At 72.5% G+C, this 19859-nt stretch carries 11 protein-coding genes; 7 read left to right on the top strand and 4 right to left on the bottom strand.

What is annotated here, in order from left to right:
* The first annotated feature begins 38 nt into the window (after positions 1–38).
* The 7 genes from HS109_15715 to HS109_15685 all read left to right on the top strand — a co-directional run bounded on the left by HS109_15715 (position 39) and on the right by HS109_15685 (position 12337).
* Positions 39–1082 (top strand): peptidylprolyl isomerase, encoded by a 1044-nt coding sequence (locus HS109_15715; protein ID MBE7523811.1) that lies wholly within the window; start codon positions 39–41, stop codon positions 1080–1082.
* A 28-nt stretch (positions 1083–1110) separates the two neighbouring features.
* Positions 1111–1932, top strand: coding sequence for an ABC transporter permease (locus HS109_15710; protein ID MBE7523810.1), 822 nt, complete (start codon positions 1111–1113; stop codon positions 1930–1932).
* Entirely contained in the window at positions 1929–3122 is a 1194-nt protein-coding gene (locus HS109_15705) for an ABC transporter ATP-binding protein (protein MBE7523809.1), read from the top strand. Before HS109_15710 ends, HS109_15705 begins: the two co-directional genes overlap by 4 nt.
* Positions 3123–3214: 92 nt before the next feature.
* Complete coding sequence (locus HS109_15700; protein ID MBE7523808.1) at positions 3215–4618, top strand: methyltransferase domain-containing protein; 1404 nt, start codon at positions 3215–3217, stop codon at positions 4616–4618.
* 8 nt (positions 4619–4626) lie between these two features.
* Positions 4627–6891 carry a glycosyltransferase gene (locus tag HS109_15695; GenBank protein MBE7523807.1) on the top strand — a complete coding sequence of 755 codons (2265 nt, stop codon included), beginning with the start codon at positions 4627–4629 and terminating at the stop codon, positions 6889–6891.
* Complete coding sequence (locus tag HS109_15690; protein MBE7523806.1) at positions 6888–10208, top strand: tetratricopeptide repeat protein; 3321 nt, start codon at positions 6888–6890, stop codon at positions 10206–10208. Before HS109_15695 ends, HS109_15690 begins: the two co-directional genes overlap by 4 nt.
* Complete coding sequence (locus HS109_15685; protein ID MBE7523805.1) at positions 10205–12337, top strand: tetratricopeptide repeat protein; 2133 nt, start codon at positions 10205–10207, stop codon at positions 12335–12337. Before HS109_15690 ends, HS109_15685 begins: the two co-directional genes overlap by 4 nt.
* A gap of 6 nt (positions 12338–12343) precedes the next feature.
* Here HS109_15685 and HS109_15680 read toward each other — a convergent pair whose 3' ends face one another.
* Genes HS109_15680 through HS109_15665 form a run of 4 tightly spaced genes read right to left on the bottom strand, consistent with a single transcriptional unit; the run spans position 12344 to position 19566 of the window.
* Positions 12344–14515, bottom strand: coding sequence for a tetratricopeptide repeat protein (locus HS109_15680; GenBank protein ID MBE7523804.1), 2172 nt, complete (start codon positions 14513–14515; stop codon positions 12344–12346).
* Positions 14512–16761 carry a tetratricopeptide repeat protein gene (locus HS109_15675; GenBank protein ID MBE7523803.1) on the bottom strand — a complete coding sequence of 750 codons (2250 nt, stop codon included), beginning with the start codon at positions 16759–16761 and terminating at the stop codon, positions 14512–14514. The genes HS109_15680 and HS109_15675 overlap by 4 nt, the downstream gene beginning before the upstream one ends.
* Positions 16762–16764: 3 nt before the next feature.
* Positions 16765–18174, bottom strand: coding sequence for a hypothetical protein (locus HS109_15670; GenBank protein MBE7523802.1), 1410 nt, complete (start codon positions 18172–18174; stop codon positions 16765–16767).
* A gap of 6 nt (positions 18175–18180) precedes the next feature.
* A complete protein-coding gene (locus tag HS109_15665) occupies positions 18181–19566 on the bottom strand; it encodes a hypothetical protein (protein MBE7523801.1) in 1386 nt (461 codons plus the stop codon).
* Between the last annotated feature and the right edge of the window lie 293 nt (positions 19567–19859).

The raw sequence follows: 19859 nt of genomic DNA, 5'->3' as shown, positions 1-19859 counted from the left end.
CGGCGTCGTTTCGGGCTGGTAGAATTGCGCTTTTTCCCATGACCCTTCGCACCTTCGCCGTGGCGGCGGTCCTCGCCTTCGCGTTCCCGGCCGCGGGCCAGGTTACCCCGCCCGGCCAACCGAGAACCGCCCCTGCCGCTTCGTCGACCGGCATCCCGGCTTCCGGTGCTGCCCTTCCCCCCGACGCGGTGCTCGCCGAGCGCGGCGCGGCGAAGGTCACGCGCGCCGACTACGAACTCGAGCTGACGCGCCTGCCGCCCGACCTGCGCCCCGGCTTCGCGACCAGCGAGAAGCGCGTCGCCGATCTCCTCACGCGCATGCTCGTCACCCGGGAACTCGCGATCCAGGCCGACGAGACCGGCGTGGCGCGGGAGCCCTACAACGCGGCGCGACTCGCCTACGAACTCGAACGGGCGAAGGCGCAGCTCCGTGTCGCGCAGATGGACAAGGAAGCGGGCGACGCCTTCGAGCGCGAACGGGCGAGCTTCGAGAAGCGCGCGCGCGAGTTGTACCGCACGCAGCCACAACGGTTCACGACGCCCGAGCGGCTGCAGGCCTCCCACCTGCTGTTCCTGACCCAGAAACACTCCGCAGCCGAGGCGATGGCGCTCGCGGCCAAGGCGCGCGCGCGTATCGTCGCCGGCGAAGACTTCGCGAAGGTGGCGGGCGAAGTGTCGGAGGATCCCGGTTCGCGGCAGGAAGGCGGGAAGCTGCCGCCGTTCGCGCGCGGCGAGATGGATCCGGCGTTCGAACAAGCCGCGTTCGCCCTCGGGGTCGGCGAGCTCTCGCAGCCGGTCGTCTCGAAGTTCGGCGTGCACCTGATCGTGGTGCAGTCGCGCACGCCCGAGCACCGCGAGAGCTGGGAGGAGGCCGGCCCGAAGATCATGGCCGAGTTGCGCGAGCAATACGTCAATGCGCGCCGCGACGAGGTGCTCGGAGCGATGCAGGCCACGGCCCATGCCAACGTCGACATGGACAAGGTGAAGCTCTTCGTCATCGAGCAGCCGTCCGAGCAGGAGCTGATGCGCCTGCAGCGCGAATCGATGCGCAACCGCGCCGGCAGGGCCGCAGCGAAGCGCTGACCCCGTCCGCGCGTCGCGCTTCCAGCCGATGGGCGCCCCCGCTCAGGTCGTCTCCACGCGCCGGATCGCCGGGCCCGACCAGGGCGCGATCGGACGCGCGCTCTTCGTCCAGTTCTTCCGCCGCGAGGCGACGACGCGCTACCTCGGCAGCGTCAGCGGCCTCGCGTGGGCGCTCATCCACCCGGTCGCGCTGCTCGGCGTCTACCACTTCGTGTTCACGTCGATCTTCCGCGCGACGGGTTCGGTCGGCACCTCGTTTCTCGCGTTCGTCGCGGTCGCGCTGTGGCCCTGGGTCGCGGCGCAGGAGGCGATCCAGCGCGCGGCCGTCTGCGTGCCCGCGTACGGCGGGCTGATCCGGAAAGTCGCGTTCCCGCACGAAGTCGTCGTCTACGCGTCGGTCGCGGGGACGCTCGCGATCCACTTCGTCGGCTACATCGTCGTGCTCGCCGTGCTGCGGGCGTTCGGCAAGGAGGTCTGGCTCGTCGGGCTCGTCGCCGCGATCCCGCTGTGGATGATCATGGCGATCGCGGTCGCGGGCATCTCGCTCGCGCTCGCGTCGCTGCAGGTGTTCGTGCGCGACGTCGAGCACGTGCTGATGCCGGTCCTGATGATGCTGATGTACCTGACGCCGGTCCTCTACCCGCTCTCGCTCGTGCCCGCCAACCTGCGCGGTTTCGTCGCCGCGAACCCGTTCACCTGGCTCGTCGACCGCATGCGCGCGGCGCTGCTCGAAGGCCAGCTCGCGCCGCGACTCTCGGATGTCGTCGCGCTCGCGGTCGCGGTGGCGATCTTCCTCGCCGGGCGCTGGATGTTCCGGCGGCTGTCGCCGCACTTCGAGGACTTCGTGTGACCGCGCCGCTGCTCGAACTCGACGGCGTCGGCAAGGACTACGCGAAGGTGGACTCGCGCGGCGGCCGCGTGTCGCTGGTGTGGAGCCTCCTGCGGGGACGCGGCGTCGCCCGGGCGTTCACCGCGCTCGACGGTGTCTCGTTCACGATGTACCGCGGCCAGTCGCTCGGCGTGATCGGCGAGAACGGCGCGGGCAAGTCGACGCTGCTCAAGGCCGTGGCGGGCATCATCACGCCGACGCGCGGACGCGTGACCGTGCGCGGGCGCGTCGGCGCGCTGCTCGAGCTGGGGTCGGGTTTCCATCCCGAGTACACCGGCGCGCAGAACATCGATCTCGCCGCGGCGCTCCTCGGCATCACCCCCGCGGAACTCGCGGAGAAGCGCGAGTCGATCGTGCGCTTCGCCGACCTGGGCGAGCACCTCGCCGACCCGATCAAGCACTATTCGTCGGGGATGGTGGTGCGGCTGGGCTTCGCGGTCGCGACCGCGCTCTCGCCCGACGTGCTCATCACCGACGAGGTGCTCGCGGTCGGCGACGAGTCGTTCCAGAAGAAGTGCATGGCGTGGATGGAGAACTACCTCGCGGGCGGCGGCACGCTGCTCCTGTGCTCGCACGGCATGTACCACGTGCAGAAGCTCTGCCGCAACGCCATCTGGCTCAGGGGTGGGCGGGTCGAACGCTACGGCCCGGCGATGGATGTGACGCAGGCCTACCTCGCGTGGCACGAGGAGAAGGCGGCCGGCGTCGTGCAGCGCGCCGAATCGCTGACCGCGGCCCCGACCTCGACCGACACCCCGCGCGTGTGTTCGCTCGTCCTCGACCCGGGCGCGTCGATCCGGATGGGCGAATCCCTGACCGTGAGCGGCGAGGTCTTCTCGTCCGACGGGCGCCCGCCCGCCGTGCTCATCGGCATCGTGCGCGCCGACGGCACGCCGGTCTACGGCGTCGCCACCGACATGGAGCACGTCACGCTGCGCCACGCCTCGGGCGACCGCTTCGCGTTCGCGCTGCGCCTGCCGCGGCTCGCGATCCTGCCGGGCAAGTACGTCGTGCGCGCGCACGCGCTCGACCCGCAGGGCATCTACCTGTTCGACCACGTCGAGACGCCGCTCATCGTCGGCGGCGACGCGCGCGAACTCGGACTGGTGCGGCTGCCGCACGAGTGGCTCGACACGGACCGGGGGTCGTAGGACGGGAGTTCCGTGGGCACCGGCGCCATCGGCCGACCGGGGTGATCGGCTAAAATGACGCGGTTCTGCGCCCCGCGCGCCTCGCGCCCCGCATGCCCGAGCCCCTGACGTTCACCGGCGAGCGCTTCGTCCCAGGCATCGAGGGCGAAATCGTCTACGAGCACGTCCACCGCTACGCGTTCGCGCGACGCCATGCCGCCGGCCGCCGCGTGCTCGACGTCGCGTGCGGCGAGGGCTACGGCAGCGCGATCCTGGCCCAGGCCGCGGCGTCGGTCGTCGGCATCGACATCGACGCGGCGACCGTGGCCCACGCGAACGCCGCCTACGCCTCGTGCGCCAACCTCTCGTTCCGCGCGGGGTCCGCGACCGCGCTGCCGCTCGACGACGCGAGCGTCGAGCTGGTCGTGTCGTTCGAGACCATCGAGCACCTCGCGCCGGAGGACCAGCCGAGGATGCTCGAGGAGTTCGCGCGCGTGCTCGTCGACGACGGCGTGCTCGTGCTCTCCGCGCCCAACCGTCCAGAATACTCGGAGTCGCGCGGCTACGTGAATCCGTTCCACCGGCACGAGCACGACCGGGCCGAACTCGAGCGCCTGCTCGATGCGCGTTTCCCGGCGCGGCGCTGGCACGCCCAGCGCGTCTGGCTGGGTTCCGTGCTGTGGCGCGAGGAAGGCGGGACGGACGTCGAGGCCTTCGACGGCGACGCGTCGCGCGTCGGGCCAGCGGCGGTGCCCCCCGCGATGTACTTCGTCGTCGTCGCGGCGCGTCGCGCAGTTGCGCTGCCCCCGCCGGCCCCCGCGATCTCGCTCTTCTCGGATGCCGGCGAGACCGAGCTGCGGCGGGCCGCGCAGGCCGCCGCCGAGGCGATCCGGCTGGACGCGCTCCTGCGCGACCGCGAAGGCGTCGTCGTCGAGCGCGACGGCCAGCTCGCGAAGGCGAACGCGCATGTCGGCCATCTCGAGGAACTCCTCGCCGTGCGCGACCGGCTCGTCGCCGAGCGCGACGGCCAGCTCGCCGCGCAGGGCGATCGCGCCGGAGCGCTCGAGTCGCTCGTCGCCGAGCGCGAGCGGCTGGTGGGGGAGCGCGACACCCAGCTCGCCAAGGCGAACGCCCACGTGAAGCACCTGGAGGAACTCGCGTCGTTCCGCGAGAAGCTCGTCGTCGAACGCGACGCCGCGCTGGCGAACCGCGACGCTGCGCTCGCGGAAGTCGGAGCGCGCGAAGCGTACGCGACGAATCTCGTGGCGGAACGAGACGCGGCGCTGGCGGCATCGCAGAGCCGCATCGCCGATCTCGAACGTGAGTCGGCGAACACCCGCGAGGCGCTCGCCGCGGCGAAGCGCGAGGCCGCCGCCGCCGCGAACGAGTGCGTCCGCCTCGACCGCGCGCTGGAGGCGCAGGAGCGCATCATCGCCTACCGCCAGAGCTTCCGCTGGTGGGCGGTGCTGCCGTGGATGCGCGGGAAGCTCGCGTGGAAGCGCCTTCGCGGCGGATGAGTCCTCCGATGGATCGCGCGCCCGTGGTCGACGTCGTCGTGCCGGTGTACAACGCGCCCGACGACGTCCGCCGCTGCGTCGCGAGCGTGCTCGACCGCACGCCGCCCGTCTATCGGCTCGTCCTGATCGACGACGCATCGCCCGACCCGCGCGTGGCCGACGTGCTGCGCTCGATCGCGGCGGAAGGCCACCCGGAGGTCGAGGTCCTCGCGAACGGGAAGAACCTCGGATTCACCGGCACCGCGAACCGAGGCTTCGGCCTGTCACGCCGCGATGTCGTCCTGCTGAACAGCGACACCGTCGTCACCGACGGCTGGCTCGATGCGCTCCTGCGCTGCGCGGCGTCCGATCCTTCGATCGGAACGATCACGCCGTGGTCGAACAACGCCGAGATCCTGTCGTATCCGCGCTTCTGCGTGAACAATCCATGGCCCGCGGGCGAGGACCCGCGCCCGGTCGCCGAGGCGTTCGCGCGCGCGGCGGTGCCGAGCTACCCGGAGCTTCCCACTGGCGTCGGCTTCTGCTTCTTCGTGCGCCGCGCGCTGCTCGACCAGATCGGCGGCTTCGACTCCGCGTTCGGGGCCGGCTACGGCGAGGAGAACGACCTGTGCATGCGCGCGGCCGCGGCCGGCTGGCGCAACGTGCTCGCGGACGACGCGTTCGTGCTGCACACCGGCGGCCGGTCCTTCGAGAAGCAGAAGGAGGCGCTGGTGCCGAGGAACACCGCGACGCTCACCGCGCGTCATCCGGGTTACCTGTCGCTCGTGCACGAGTACGTCTCGAAGGACCCGCTCGCGCCGCTGCGCGCCGCGGCGACGATCGCGCTCGATGCCGCGTCCGCTCCTTGCGTGCTGCACATCCTGCACCACCAGGGGGGCGGCACCGAGACGCACGTGCGCGCGCTCGTCGCGTCCACGCGGGCACGCTGCCGCCATGCGGTCGCGATCGCGGTCGGCGACCGCTGGCGCATCGAGGCCCACCGCGCCGACGGCACGGCGATCGCGTTCGACCTCGACCGCCTGCCCGACGAGCCCTGGCGCGATTTCCTCGGCGCGTTGTGCGCGACGCTCGGCGTCGACCTCGTGCACGTCCACAACCTGTCGGCGTGCCGCGACGGACTCCTCACCGCGCTCGCCTCGCTCGACCTGCCCTACGGCTACACGGTGCACGACGTGAACGCCGCGTGTCCGACGATCACCTTCCTCGACGCGCGGGGCATGTACTGCGGCGCGCAGACCGATCCGTCGACGTGCCGGGCGTGCCTTGCCGCGCAGCCGGCGTTCGCGGAGATCGACATCGTCGCGTGGCGCCAGCGCCATCGCGCAATGATCGAGCGCGCGGCATTCGTCGTCGCGCCGTCGCGCTGGGCGGCGGACACGCTCGAGCGGTACTTCCCGGCGGCGAAGGGTGCGGTCATCGTGCCGCATGGCGTGCCCGACGTGGCGCCCCGGCACTCGGGAACCCGGCTCGCCGTGATGCTGCCGCAGGACGACGTGCCGACGGTCGCGGTCCTGGGCGCGGTCGGTCCCGACAAGGGCGCGCGGCGCATCGAGCGCCTGGTCGAACTCGCGCGCGCACGCGGGTCGCGCGTGCGGTTCGTGCTGATCGGCTACCTCGACCGGCAACACGCGGCCTGGCAGAGCGACGATGCGCGCTTCACCGTGCACGGCCGCTACGACCCCCGGGACCTGCCGGATCTCCTGTCGCACTACCGGGCGTCGCTGGTGCTCTTTCCCTCGGCGGGACCCGAGACGTTCAGCTACACGCTGTCCGAGGCCTGGGGCGCGGGCCGGCCGGCGCTGGTGCCGCCGATCGGCGCACTGCCCGAGCGCGTCGCCGCGACGGGGGCGGGTTTCGTGATGACCGAGGGCGAGTGGCGCGACGAGGCCCTGATGCTGGATCGCATCCTCGCGCTCGTCGGGCCCGGCGAGGCGCAGGCACTCGCAAAGGCGGCGCGCACCGCGGCAGCGGTGCCGCGCATTACGCTCGAGGCGATGGCGGACGCGACACTCGCCTGCTACGAACGCGTGCGGATCGGAAGAGCTGCGGCGACGCGGCACGCCCCGCTCGCGCGGACCCGGTTGCGCGATGCGCTCGGCTACCGCCCGTGGACGCCTTCGCGCGACGCGCAGGCTGCGTTGCAGGCGACCGGGGGCAGCGGACATCGCGTTGCCCTCGCGGCGCTGCGCCTGCGCCGGTCGTCGGCGGGACCGTTGCTGCGCGCGATCACGCCCGGATTCGTGCGCGAAGCGCTGAAGGCCAGGCTCAAGTGAGCGAGGAGGCGCCGGTCGACTGGATGGCGAAGGGACGCCAGGAGCAATGGGCGTCGCGGCCGATCCATGCGCTGTACTGCTTCAAGCAGGAGCTCGAACGCCGTCCCGACCACGGGGACGCCCGGTTCCACTCGGGTGAGGTGCTCTGGCAACTCGGGTGCCTCGAACAGGCCAAGGCCGAATGGCGCGAGGCGACGGAACGCGCGCCGACGCATCTCGCGAGCTGGCTCGCACTGGCGGAGGCCTGCCTCGCGACCGGCGACGCGGAGGCCGCCAGGACCGCCGCGCGTTCGGCGCTCGCGCTCCACCCGGATGAGCCGCGCGCGAGAACGTTTCGCCTGATCGCCGATGCGTCGCTCGGTGAGGCCGATGTCGACTGGTCCGAAGTCGCCGACGCGGTGCGGGGAGACCCCGGCATGGTGTTCGCGCCGGCACGCGCGAAGCTGATCGCGGCCGCGCTCGCGCGAACGGCGGGTGCGCCTGGCCAGGATGTGCTCCTGGCGGACTTGGCCAGAACGCCGGCGAGGGCGCCGCTCGAACTGCTCGCGGTCATCGCCGCGCGGGCCGCGGAAGGGCCGGCAGCCGCGCCATCGTCGACCGTCGACGTGTTCGACGAGGCATTGCGTCGCGATGCGCGAGGCGAGAATGCCGACGCGCTGCGCGAGCTCGCCCGCGCAGCCCGTGATCTCGGGGACACGGAACGCGCACAGCGCCTGTCCGCTGCGTACGCCGTGGCAACCGTGCGCGGCCACGCGGCGGCGCTGCCGGTCGCGTGGCCGCGGCGAACCGCGGGAGAGGCGTTGCGTGTCGCGGTGCTGGCCAGCCCCGGCCTGCCGCGCGATCGCATCGACGCTCTGCGGGCGCTCGACGGGTGCGTGACGACGCTCGTCGCGCTCGCGCCGCCGGAGGAGGCGAGGGCGCTCGCGAACGCGCTGCCCGTCCCGGTGGCGGCGATCATCGCGACCGGGCCGATTCCCGACCCATCGACCCCGCGTGTCGTCGCCGCGCGCGATGCCGACGTCCTCGTCGACGCATGCGGTCTCGACGCGCCGACGGGGCCCTGGCTCGCGGCCCGGCCGGCGCGCGCGCTGTGGACGATCGCCGACCTGGAGCCGCCGCTCGTCGACCGCCGGATCCCCGCCGACGCGGAGGCGCTGCGCGCCGCGCTCGGCGAAGTGGCTCTCGACACGCCGGCGCGGCTCGACGCCGAAGCGATCGCCGGCCGATGGACGGACGGCCTTCGCGCGCACCAGACGGGCGACGTCAGCCGCGCGCGGGCCGCGTACTCGGCCGTCATCGACGACCAGCCGGACTACGCGCCCGCGCGCCATTTCCGCGCCCGGCTGGAATGGGACGCGGGCGAGATCGATGCCGCAGCGGACGATCTCGAGGCCGTCCTCGCGCAGGCGCCGCGGTACGCCGAGGCGCGCGTGGACGCGAGCCGGCTCGCGCTCGAAGCCGAACGTCCGGCACTCGCGATCTCGCTCGCCGAGGACGGGCTCGCGCGCGACGGCGCGAACCTCGGGTTGTGGCGCGCGCTCGGACACGCGCTCCTTCGGATCGGCGACGGCGCCGGTGCCGCGCGAGTGTTCGAGCGCGCGTCACTCATCGATCCGCTCGACGCCGAGACGCACTACAACCTGGGCGTGGCCCGGCAACTCGAGGGCGATGCCGCAGCCGCGGTCGAGGCGTACCGGCACGCGATGACCTTCGATCCGTCGTTCCCCGACGCGGCGTTCAACCTCGGGGTGCTGTTCCAACAGCAGGATCGGCGCAAGGCGTCGGCCAGCATGTATCGCCGGGTACTGGCGATCGACCCCACGCGGGAGTCCGCGTGGAAGAACCTGGGCGAGGTCCTGCGCGAGGCCGGTGACTTCGGCGGCTGGGCGGCGAATTTCCGCCGTTTCGAGGCTGCGTGCCCGGAATCGTTGCTGCTCGCCGTGCAGGCGCTCGAGGTCTGCCAGTTCCAGGCCGACTTCACCCGGCTCGACCGCTACCTCGACGGCCTGCGGCAGGAGCGCTATCGCGCGGGATCGGAAACCTCGCTCGTCGACGCCCTCGAGGAGCTTCTCTACCTGCTGCTCTTCTTCGACGTCGAGCCGTCGGTCATCCACCGTTTCGCGCGCACCTACGACCAGGCGACCCGGCGCGTCTACGGCGTGCCGCGGCCGCGCGCGGCAGAACGCAAGCCGGGGAAGATCAGGATCGGCTACCTGTCGGCGGATCTTCGCAACCACGTCATGGGCAAGATGATGTGGGACGCGGTGCGCCATCACGACCGCGACCGTTTCGATCTGTACTTCTACGCGCTCTCGTCCGACCGCGACCGCTGGACCGAACGATACGAGTCGATAGCCACGGCGTTCCGCGACCTGTCGGGCCTCGCGGATCGTGCCGCCGCCCGCGCCATCGACGGCGACGATCTCGATCTCCTCGTCGATCTGCAGACGCACACCCGCGGCGCGCGGCCGGGCATCCTCGCGCTCAAGCCGGCGCGCGTGCAGATCACGCACGTCGCTTCCGCCGGCACGCTGGGCCTCTCGGCGATCGACTACAAGCTCACCGACGCCTGGGCGGACCTGCCCGAAGCGCAGGAGGACCAGATCGAGCCGCTGCTCGTGATGGGCGGTTCGGTCTATCCCTGGCGCCGCGTCGCGCCCGGCAAGATCCCTCCGCTCGGCCGCGCGCAGGCGGGCGTCCCGGAGGAGGCGTTCGTCATCGGCGCCTTCGTGACGCCGATGAAGCTGTCGCGCCGGTGCCTCTCGCTGTGGAAGGAAATCGCCGAGCGCGTGCCCCGGGCGCTGTTCGTGTTCTCGCCGCTGCGGCCGGAACATCGCGGCGCGTACGAGCGGCTCATGGCGGCGGCGGGCATCGCCCGCGAACGCTTCACGTTCCTGCCGCAGGCGTCGGGCGAAGGCGGCAACCGGGCCCGCTATCGCATCGTCGACGTGGTCCTCGACCCGATGCCCTTCGGCAACGTCAACGGCACGATCGAACCGCTGTCGATGGGGGTCCCGGTCGTGACCATGATGGGCAAGCGCCACGGCGAACGCACGAGCTGGTCGATTCTCGCGAACCTCGGCGTGACCTCGACGGTCGCCGCGAGCGGGCGCGATTACGTCGAACTCGCCGTTCGTCTCGCACAGGACGAGGCGTTCATGCGCGAGACGCGGCAGGAGATCGTCGCGAAGCTCGCGACCTCGCCGCTCACCGACGGCCGGATCTACGCGAGGCACCTCGAAGCGGCGTACGTCGTCGCGCTGGGGCAGAAGGCCCCCGAGGCGCTCGCATCGGCGGGCTGGCCCGCGCCGACGTGAGCGACGCGCGCCTCGTCGCCGCGCAGCGCGCGCTCGACGCGGGGGAGGTCGCCGTCGCCATGCGCGACGCGACGCGCGTCATCGACGATGCGCTCGCCCCGGCGTCGCTCCGGGCCCTGGCGTTCCGGTTGCGTTCCGACGCGAGATCCGGGACGGGGGACACGGCCGGCGCGCTGGACGACGCCCGGGAGGCGACCGTGCTCGCCCCGGGCGACGCTCGCGCGTGGCACCGCTGCGGCATCGCGGCCGCGGATGCCGGCGAGCTCGACCTCGCGATCGCGTGCTTCGAGCGGGCGACGCGTCTCGATCCGGGCTACGCACGGGCCTGGAACAACCTCGGCAACGCGCTGCGCGGCGCCGGGCGCCACGACGACGGCCGCGCCGCGTTCGAACGTGCGGTCGCGGCCGATTCCCGCTATGCGTTCGGCTGGACCAACCTCGCGGTCGCGCGGCGCGATGCCGGCGATTCGGACGGCGCGGCCGACGCCGCCCGGCGCGCGATCGCGCTCGATGCGCGGCAGGCGAGCGCCCGCATCGTGCTCGCGAGCATCGCTCGCCGCGGCGGCGACCTCGACGGCGCGGTGGACGGCTACCGCCGCGCGCTCGTCGACCGGCCCGGCGACGCGCGCGCGCGTTTCGCGCTGGCCGGGACGCTCGCCGAGCGCGACGACATGGAGGCCGCGCACACCGCCTACGTGCAGGCGGCCCGGGACGATGCCGGTCTCTTGCGCGCGCGCCTGGGCGCGGAGCTGGCGCTGCCCTCGATCATGGCGAGCGAGACGGCGATCGCGGAGGCGCGCGAACGGTTTCGGACCGGCGTGGCGAGGCTGCGCGACGAGTTGCCCGCCCGGGCGTCCGGCATGCCCGCCGACCGGGTGCTCGACGAGATGCGCTGGACCAATTTCCTGCTCGCCTACCACGGCGAGGACGACCGCGACCTGCAGGCGGCCTACGGCGATCTGCTGGCCGCGACGATCGGCGCGGCCAGGGAACCTTCGCGGCTCGTCGCGGGCGCGGAGGCCGCGGCGCGCCCGCGCGACGGGCGCAGGCGCATCGCGTTCGTGTCCGCGTTCCTGCGGGACGGCACGGCGGGACGCTATTTCGAGAGCTGGATCACCGGCCTCGCACGCGATCGCTTCGAAGTGATCGTCTTCCACCTGACGCACGGCGACGACGAACTCACCGCGCGCATTCGCGCGCGTGCGGATCGCTTCGTGCCGATCGGGAGCAGGCGCACGGCCGATCTCGCGCGCACCGTCTTCGCGTGCGCTGCCGACGCGATCGTGTATCCGGAACTCGGCATGGATGCGACGACCTTCGTGCTCGCATCGCTGCGCCTCGCACCACTGCAGGCGGCAGGCTGGGGCCATCCGGTCACGAGCGGACTCGCGACCGTCGACGCGATGTTCGGCTGCGACGCGATGGAGCCCGAGGGCGGAGAAGCGCAGTACCGCGAACGCCTGGTGCGCCTGCCCGGCTTGGGCACGCGCTACGCGCGCTTCCACCTGCCCGAGCCGGCCTCCCGGGCCGCGCTGGGACTGCCGGAGCACGGGCCGCTGCTCCTCGTGCCGCAGTCGCTGTTCAAGCTGCATCCCGCCGACGATCGTCGCATCGCGCGCGTGCTCGCTGCGGCGCCGCTCGCCCGGGTGGTCGCCTTCGCGGGCCGCCATCCGCGGATCACGGCGGCCTGGCGCGCGCGTCTCGACCCGGTCCTCGACGCGCACGACGTGGCGCGTGAGCGGGTCATCGTGCGGCCGCAGGTCGGCCACCACGACTACCTGCGGGTCAACCTCGCGTGCGACGCGATGCTCGACAGCGCGCGCTGGTCGGGGGGCAACACGAGCCTCGATGCGATCGCCTGCGGCCTGCCGATCGCGACGCTTCCGGGGACCGTGATGCGTGCGCGCCAGAGCGCGGGCATGCTCGCGCTCGCCGGCGCGACCGAGCTCGTCGCGAGCGACGAGGAAGGGTGCGTGGCGAGCGCCGTTCGCCTCGCGACCGATCGCGACTTCCGGGAGGCGATGTCGCGCCGCGTGTCCGCCGGCGCCGCCCGGGTATTCGACGACGCCGCACCCTTGACCGCGCTCGGAACGTTCCTGTCGGAGGGCCCGGGGGCGGAGCGACGCTGACCCGCGTCAGGTTTCGGGAGTGTTGGCCCACGCGTACTCGATCGCCGCCTCGAACTCGCGTGCGTACCGATCGAGATCGAAGAGCGGGAGACTCGCGCGCTGCTCGCGCAGCCGGGCCCCGATCGCGCGCAGCCCGGCGGGATCGCGCGCGAGCGCCACGGCCTTCTTCACGTACGCGTCGAGATCGGTCACGACGAGATCGGAGAGTCCTGCGGCATGTACCTGGCTCGCGCTCGCGCGCGACGCGAACGACCGTCCGGCGATGGCGAGCACGGGCAGGCCCGCGAACAGCGCGTCGTTGACCGTCGTGTGCGAGCCGAACGGCGTCGCGTCGAGGAACAGATCGGCGAGCTGGAACCGCGACAGATACACCGGAACCTTCTGCGACGGCACGTAGCGAAGCCGTCCGGGATCGACGCCGTGCGCACGTGCGAGGCCGCCCAGGCGTGCCTCCAGTCCGATCGACTGCTGGCGCATCCACAGTACCGAACCGTCGACCTCCGCCAGGATGCGCATCCACGCGGCGAGGACGGGAGGCTTCATCTTGTAGGCCCCCATCTGCGCCGAGAACACGACGGCATCCTCGGGCAGTCCGTACTCGCGCCGCGTGACCGGCGTCTCGGAGAGCATGCGCGCCGTGTCGCTCGGCATGTAGCAGGGGTCGACGTAGAGCGCTCGTTCGGCGTAGTGCTTCGCGAACGCCGGCGGCACGCAGAACCGGTCGGTGAGTATCCAGTCGATCGCGGAGCTTCCCATCGTGCCGGTGTAGCCGAGGAAGTTGACCTGCACCGGCGCGGGCCGGTGCAGCAGCACCTCGACCACCGTGGTCCCGGTGAAGCCGGTCAGATCGAACGCGACGTCGACGCCGTCGTCGCGCATCGACTGGGCGATCTCGAAGGCGTCCATCGAAGGACGGACGCGGAAGCCGTCGGACGCCGCCACGAGCCGCGCGCGCGTCGCGTCCGCACGATCCGGGCCATGGGAGTAGGCGAAGACGCGGTAGCGCGACCGATCGAGCCGCTCGAACAGTCCGACGACGAGCCGGCCGACCGGGTGCTCGTAGAGGTCGGACGAGACGAACCCCAGGTTGAGTCGGCCGTCCGGGCGACGTCGCGGGGGACGCACCGGGCTCGGCGGCACGAGCTGCGTGTCCGCCCAGCGGCGAGCCACCCGAAGTTCGAGTTCGGGGTCGTCGTCGATCGACTGCAACACGAACGGCAGGACCGCGCCGACCTGTGTCGGCGACGGGTTGCGCGCGAACTCGATCAGGCGCGCGCGCGCGGCGTCGAAATCGCGCCAGTGGCACTCGAAGCCGTTCGCGTGGAACAGCATGCACTCCGCCGCGACGTCCTCGAGATCGAGTTTCATCGCTCGTTCGAGCGCGATGACCGCCGCTCCGAACTGCTTCTGCTCGATGCGGACGATGCCGAGGCCCCGCCACGCATTGGCGGAGTCGGGCGCGAGCTCGACCGCGCGCTCGAAGCTCGCGGCGGCCTTCGAGATCTCGCTGCAGTCGATGAGGCAGATCGCGCGGTTGACCCAGATCGAGGCCGGCGCCGTCGGCATGCGCGCGATCAGCCGGTCGAAGAGTCCGGCCGCCTCGCGGAAGCGGTGCAGCTGGTAGAGGTTCTGCGCGAGGTTCGCGAGGGCGTTGAGATCGCCGGGCGCGACCTCGAGCGCGCGGCGGAAGCGCGGCTCCGCCTCGTCCAGGCGGCCCGCCTTCTCGAGCGCGAGGCCGAGGTTGTTGAGGAGCGCCGGGTGATCGGGCGCGACCGCGAGCGCCTGTTCGAACCGTCGGATCGCCTCCTCGAAGTCGCCCGCTTCGCGCGCGAAGTCCCCGAGGAAGAACAGCGTCTCCGGATCGTCGGGTGCGCGCTCGTGCGCGCGCTCCCAGCAAGCGCGCGACCGGGCGGGATCGGAACCGCGCAGCGCTTCCGCGAGCAGCTTCAGCGTTCCCAGGTCCTCCGGCGACCGGCCGAACGCGTCAACGAGGATCCGGACCGCTTCATCGGGCCGGCCGTTCCTCAGCGCGGCGCGGGCCAGGTCGTCCGGTTGCGTCGACGCCGGAACGGCCAACGTCTCCTGAGGCCGCGCGTCGCCGCCATGGCAGTGCTTGTAGCGCTTGCCGCTGCCGCAGGGACAGGGGTCGTTGCGCGACCTGGGCGGGCGCAGCGTCATCGCGCGTCGAGTTCGCGGTCGAGCGCGACGCCGATCTCGCGCACCACGGAGGTCCAGTCGCCCGGCGCGCCCTGACGGAACAGTCGCGCCGTCGGGTACCAGCGCGTCGACGAGCCGGTCGTGCCCCAGCGCCAGTCGGGCGCGTAGGCGAGGGCGATCCACGTCGGGCGCGCGAGCGCTCCGGCGAGATGCGCGTTGCTCGTGCAGACGCTCACGACGAGGTCGAGCGCCTCCATCAGCGCCGCCTTGCCCATGAACTCGTTGCGTTCGTCCGCGAGCACGAGAGAACGCGCGGCCGGGACCGAGGCCATCTCGTCCTCGCCGTCGACGCGCTGGAGCGAGTACCAGGCGATGTCGTCGCGCTCGAGGAGCGGCGCGAGCAGCGCCAGCGGAATCGAGCGGCGGCGGTTGTTCTGCTGGACCGGATTGCCGGCCCACGAGAGTCCGACCTTGAGCTTCGCGCGCCGGGTCGCGAGCTTCGCGCGCATCGCCTCGACGCGCGCGGCGTCCGCGCGGAGATAGGGCGGGTCGGGCGCCTCGCCGTGCGGATCGATGCCGAGGACGCCCGGCAGCGACATGAGCGGCAGCCAGCCGTCGGCAGGCGGAGTCGCGTCGATCGACACGACATCCGCGACGCCGGGGGCTGTGCGAATCAGGTCGGCGATCGGATCGCGCGCCCGCACGATCACCCGGGCGCCGCGCGCGGCGAGCGCCTTCGCGTAGCGGATGAACTGCAGCATGTCGCCGTAGCCCTGCTCGGCGTCGAGGAGGATCGTCCTGCCGGAGGCCTCGCCGCCGCGCCAGCGCGCGACGCCGGGGATGTCGGGCGGGTGGCCGAGTTCGTCGATGTCGAGTCGCGCCTCGTAGTCGGACCAGCCGCCGCGATCGCCGAGCATGAGGCGCGCCATCGCGAGGTTCCAGCGTCCCTTCGGAAACGCGGGGTCGATCGCGAGCGCGCGCCGATAGGCGTCGACCGCCTCGGCGTGGCGGCACTGCTCGACCAGCGCGAGGCCGAGATTGTTCCATGCGCTCGCGTTCTCCGGGCGGAGCGCGATCGACCGGCGATGCGCGGCGATCGCGTCGTCGAACCGGTCGACCCCGGCGTAGGCGAGGCCGAGGTTGTTGTGGAAGTCCGGCTCGTCGGGACGTTCGCGCACGGTGCGCTCGAGCGCCGGGATCGCGACCGCGTAATCGCGCCGCTGCATCGCGATGACGGCCAGGAAATGGCCGGCGTACGGGTGATCGGGCGCGACGGCCAGCGCCGCTTCGTAGCGACGCTTCGCGTCGTCGATCCGGCCGGAGCGGTGGGCCTCGATGCCTTCGCGCGTCAGGGTTTCGGCATCCTTCGCCGCCTTGGGCGCGGGCGCGAGCGCGCCGTGGCAGGCCTTGAAGCGCTTGCCGCTGCCGCACGGACACGGCTCGTTCCGCCCGGCGGCCGGTCCGCGGGCGAGCGCCCGCCCCGCATCGGCGCGCACGCGCAGCGCCTCCTCGTGATCGGGCACCGCCGCGACGATCCGGTTCGCGATCGCGATCGCGGCCTGCGTGTGGCCCAGGGCCACGCAATTGCGCATCAGTGAGTGCATCTGCGGCGAACCTGCGATCGCGTCGGAGACCGCGGGAGCGAGCGCGGCGATGGTGGCGTCGGATTCGACGCGCGCGAAGTTGAACAGTCCGTGGAAACCGAACGGGCGGCCGATCGGGTAGGCGGCCTCGAACGAGAAGCGCGCGGCGAGCGCCTCGGGCGCGAAGCGGATCGCGTGGCGCTCCTCGAGGTGCCTGCGATGGGTGCGGCAGATCGTGACGTCCTCGTTGCCATCGACGACGACCGCCGGATCGGCGAGCGCGTCGAGGAGCTTGCGCGACCGGAGCGAGAAGCCGCCGTTGCCGACCCGCGCCCCTTCCGGAGCCCAGAACCACGGCGCGCCGATGTAGTCGTACGCGAGGAACTCGTCGGTCCACGCGTCCGGATTCACGACGTAGCCGTCCCACTGGACGACGAGCGCGTGCGTCGTCTCGACGTGCGCGGAGAGGCCCTTGATCATCAGCGAGGAGTAGGCGTCACGCGAATCGAGCGGCGCGATGGGCCGCCACTCGACGCCCGGCGGCAACGGCGTCGGCGCGCGGTCGGCCAGGAACAGCGCGCGACCGAAGCGCACGCGCTCGCGGCAGAGCGCGAGGGCGCGCACCGCGAGGCCGTGGTTCAGCGTGTCGGCGCAGACGAGCGTGACCGACGGCAGTTCGAGCATCGATCAGCTTCCCGCTTCGGCCGGCGCCGGCATGCTCCGCGCGGCGCCCGCGTCCTGCAACGCCACGACCATCCAGGTCACGACGACGGGCGCGGCCACCAGCACCGCGCGATTGAGGCCGAGCCCGTCCGCGCCCCAGGCGCGCAGCCACGGAAACGCGGCGAGGAGCGCGATCCATCCGGCGCAGGCCGCGACGACGAGCGTGAGCCCTCCGAGGTCGGGCCCGAGGAGCCGGCGCCACGCGAACGCGATCGTGCCCACCACGCCGAGCGCGAGCAGGTGCCAGTTCGCGAGCAGCAGGCCGTCGGCGGCGAGGGTGGAGTACGACGGATCGAACGCGAGCGACACCGGGCCGATCGCGACGTCGGTGAATCGCGCCGCCACCGCGACGACGGCGGCTACCGCGGCGACGAGTCCGATGGCGATGCGCCGCGTCCATGCCGGCGGAAGCGCGGTTGCGGCGAGACCCGGCAGTACCGCGACGATCCAGGCCCAGCCCGCAACCTTCATCGACGCGACCGCCGCGAGCGCGAACAGCGCCGCGACGACATCGACGGGCTCGCGCGTTCGCACCGCGCGAAGACCGGCGAGCGCGCCGAGCGCGAACGCCGCCGCCAGCAAAAGATCCGCGTAGCCGGCGAGCGCCACCTGCGTGCCCATCAGCGGCATCGAGCCCGCGAACCACGCGGCCGCGAGCGAGGGCAACGGGGCGACGCCGCGCCTGCGCGTCTCCCCGTACACGACGAGCATCATCGCGACGAACGCGAACCACCACGGGAGCGTCACGCGCGCGTCGTCGAAGCGGCCCATCGCGGTGGCGATCCACGTCTGCAGCAGCGGCAGCGTCGCGGGCTGCCCGGGCGCCGCGTCGAACCAGATGGCCGTCGGGGCAGTGGCCCACGCCGATTCGTCGCCGAAGGGCACGATCGTGCGCGCGGCGAAGTACGCCTTCGCCTTCGTCGCCCAGGCCGACCACGCGTCCCACGGGTAGATCGGCTTCGATACCACCTCGACGAGCAGCATCGCCGCGCGCAACGAGAGCCACGCGAGGAGCACGAACCATGCGATGCGCGCCGCGCGGCCGAGATCGTGCGCCATCAGGCCGCCGAATGCATCACCGAGGCCGTCGCGCCAGCCGTCGCGGTTGCGTCGCCACGCGACGAATCCGGCGGCCGCGACGATCGCGAGGCCGGGAACGCCGATCGACGGCAGGCTGAACGGAACGCCGGCCATCGCGTTCGCGCGCATGACGAGCGTCAGCGCGAACGACCCGACGATCCACGCGGCGCCCGCGAGCCAGGGCACGAGGCCCGGTTCCCGCCACGCGCGGCCGTTGGCGACGCAGGCCGCGAGCAGCGCATCGCCGATCGCGTACGGCAGCAGCAGGGCGAACAGCAGCCCGACGAGGTCCATGGCGCGTCAGAGGATCGCGTAGACGGCGTGCGGGCCCTCGCCCGTCACGAGTTTCGCGGCGAGATCGACGCCGTTGTCGAAGCGCAGGCGTCCTGCGGCCGCATCGAATGCGGCGTGGCTGTCCTGCCAGACGACGACGTAGTCGCCCGGGCGCAGCAGGTCGCGCGCGGGCGCCGCGTCGACCGTCGGGGTCCACATCACGCGATGCGGCAGCAGGTGCCATCCGGCGCGCCCACGGTAGTAGTGCGCGGACGAGAGCACGACGATGCGCTGCGGATCGGCCGGGAGCGCGGCGCGTACCTTCTCGATGAAGCGGTAGAGGTCGCCGTCCTCGGCCGCGTCGGCGCGGCCCGCGGCATCCTTGCCGCCGTAGCGTTCGATCGTCGCGACGTTCTGGCGCGCGAGGTTCGCGGTCCAGCGGACATCGAGCACCGCCCAGGCGAGGACGAACAGTCCCGCGGCGATCGACGCGAGGGTTCCGCGCAGGCGCGCGGGCGCGAGGCGGCGCACGAGCGCGAGCGCGGCCAGGGCGATCAACGCCGCGATCGTGACCGGAACGGGCAGCGGCAGGTTCTGCGCCTGAGCGCCGCCGGTGACGGCGTTGATCGACGTGCCGTTCCACGGTTCGAAGCGGAACCATTCGCGCGCGCGGTCGCCGACGAGTTGCAGCGCCGTCTGCGGCTTGGCCGTGACGCCGCGGACCCGGATCGTCGCGCCCGGCGCGCGCACCGCGAGCGCGAGTCCGGTGATCTTCCCGATCCAATCGCGATCGCCGGAGAGCACGATGGGCTGCACACGCCCGTCCTCGACGGCGAGCGGTCGATTCTCGACGCGTCGCGGCCGGTAGTCGCTGGTGAACAGCAGGCGCACGTCGGCGCCCGCCGGGACGTCCTCGACGTTCCAGGCGATCGAAGCGAGGTCGCGCGCGCGGAAATCGCTCGGTGTCGAGACGATCAGGACGTCGGCCACCGGCGCCTGTACGACGAGCGTGTCGCCGTCGCGTTTCGCGGTGCCGCGCGGGACGGACATCTTCGCGATGCCGTAGACCTGCGCCTGTCCGGTCGAGCGGAACGAGCCCTCGTTGATCGCCACGTACGCGGCGAGCGCGATGGCGCAGCCTGCGACGAAGGCGACGACGATCGCGACCGGCGTGACGTCGCGCGGCGGCGCGGCAGCGGGCGATGCTTTGCCCGCGGGTGGCTCCGGGGGCACCGGGGGCACGGACGTCGTCGCGGCCCTGGTTGCCGCTTCCGCGAGGCTCACCGCGGTCCCGGCGGCTTCCGGCGGTTCCGGCACGACGTCGGCCGGCGCCGCGCGCACGCTCGCGGCCGGAGCGACCTCTCCGGGGAGCGGGGGCTCGGGCGCGTCAGAGGACGATCGGGGTTCGCTCACGGCAGATCGGTCGGCGCCCGATGGGCGGCGGACTCGAATTGTAGCGACTGAGTCGGCGTCGTTCGGCGGACGCCGAACCCACGACGAGCTTTCCAGCGGCGCTCGATGCGCCGCCACGGGACACGCCGCCGCTTCTGTCCTCCGTCCTCCGACTCCTGTCTTCCGACGGTCAGGCAGGAGTCTGGCCGTCAGGGGGGCTGTTGACCTCCCCTGTTTGGGTGCTATAATCGCGCCTCTTTGCCTCTCTGCGCCGAATCGCTCGATTCGGCCTGCTTCCGAGGGGCTGCTCTTTC

This window comes from Burkholderiales bacterium (genome assembly GCA_015075645.1).
Lineage (GTDB): Bacteria > Pseudomonadota > Gammaproteobacteria > Burkholderiales > Casimicrobiaceae > VBCG01.
The sequence above is the reverse complement of the archived record's forward strand: the minus strand, read 5'-3'. Positions and strand labels throughout refer to the sequence as shown.

Bases quoted from the DNA above. Each gene is read 5' to 3' on its own strand.
- HS109_15670 (MBE7523802.1), bottom strand. From the start codon at position 18,174: ATGGACCTCGTCGGGCTGCTGTTCGCCCTGCTGCTGCCGTACGCGATC.
- HS109_15710 (MBE7523810.1), top strand. From the start codon at position 1,111: ATGGGCGCCCCCGCTCAGGTCGTCTCCACGCGCCGGATCGCCGGGCCC.
- HS109_15715 (MBE7523811.1), top strand. From the start codon at position 39: ATGACCCTTCGCACCTTCGCCGTGGCGGCGGTCCTCGCCTTCGCGTTC.
- HS109_15680 (MBE7523804.1), bottom strand. From the start codon at position 14,515: ATGACGCTGCGCCCGCCCAGGTCGCGCAACGACCCCTGTCCCTGCGGC.
- HS109_15695 (MBE7523807.1), top strand. From the start codon at position 4,627: ATGGATCGCGCGCCCGTGGTCGACGTCGTCGTGCCGGTGTACAACGCG.
- HS109_15675 (MBE7523803.1), bottom strand. From the start codon at position 16,761: ATGCTCGAACTGCCGTCGGTCACGCTCGTCTGCGCCGACACGCTGAAC.
- HS109_15700 (MBE7523808.1), top strand. From the start codon at position 3,215: ATGCCCGAGCCCCTGACGTTCACCGGCGAGCGCTTCGTCCCAGGCATC.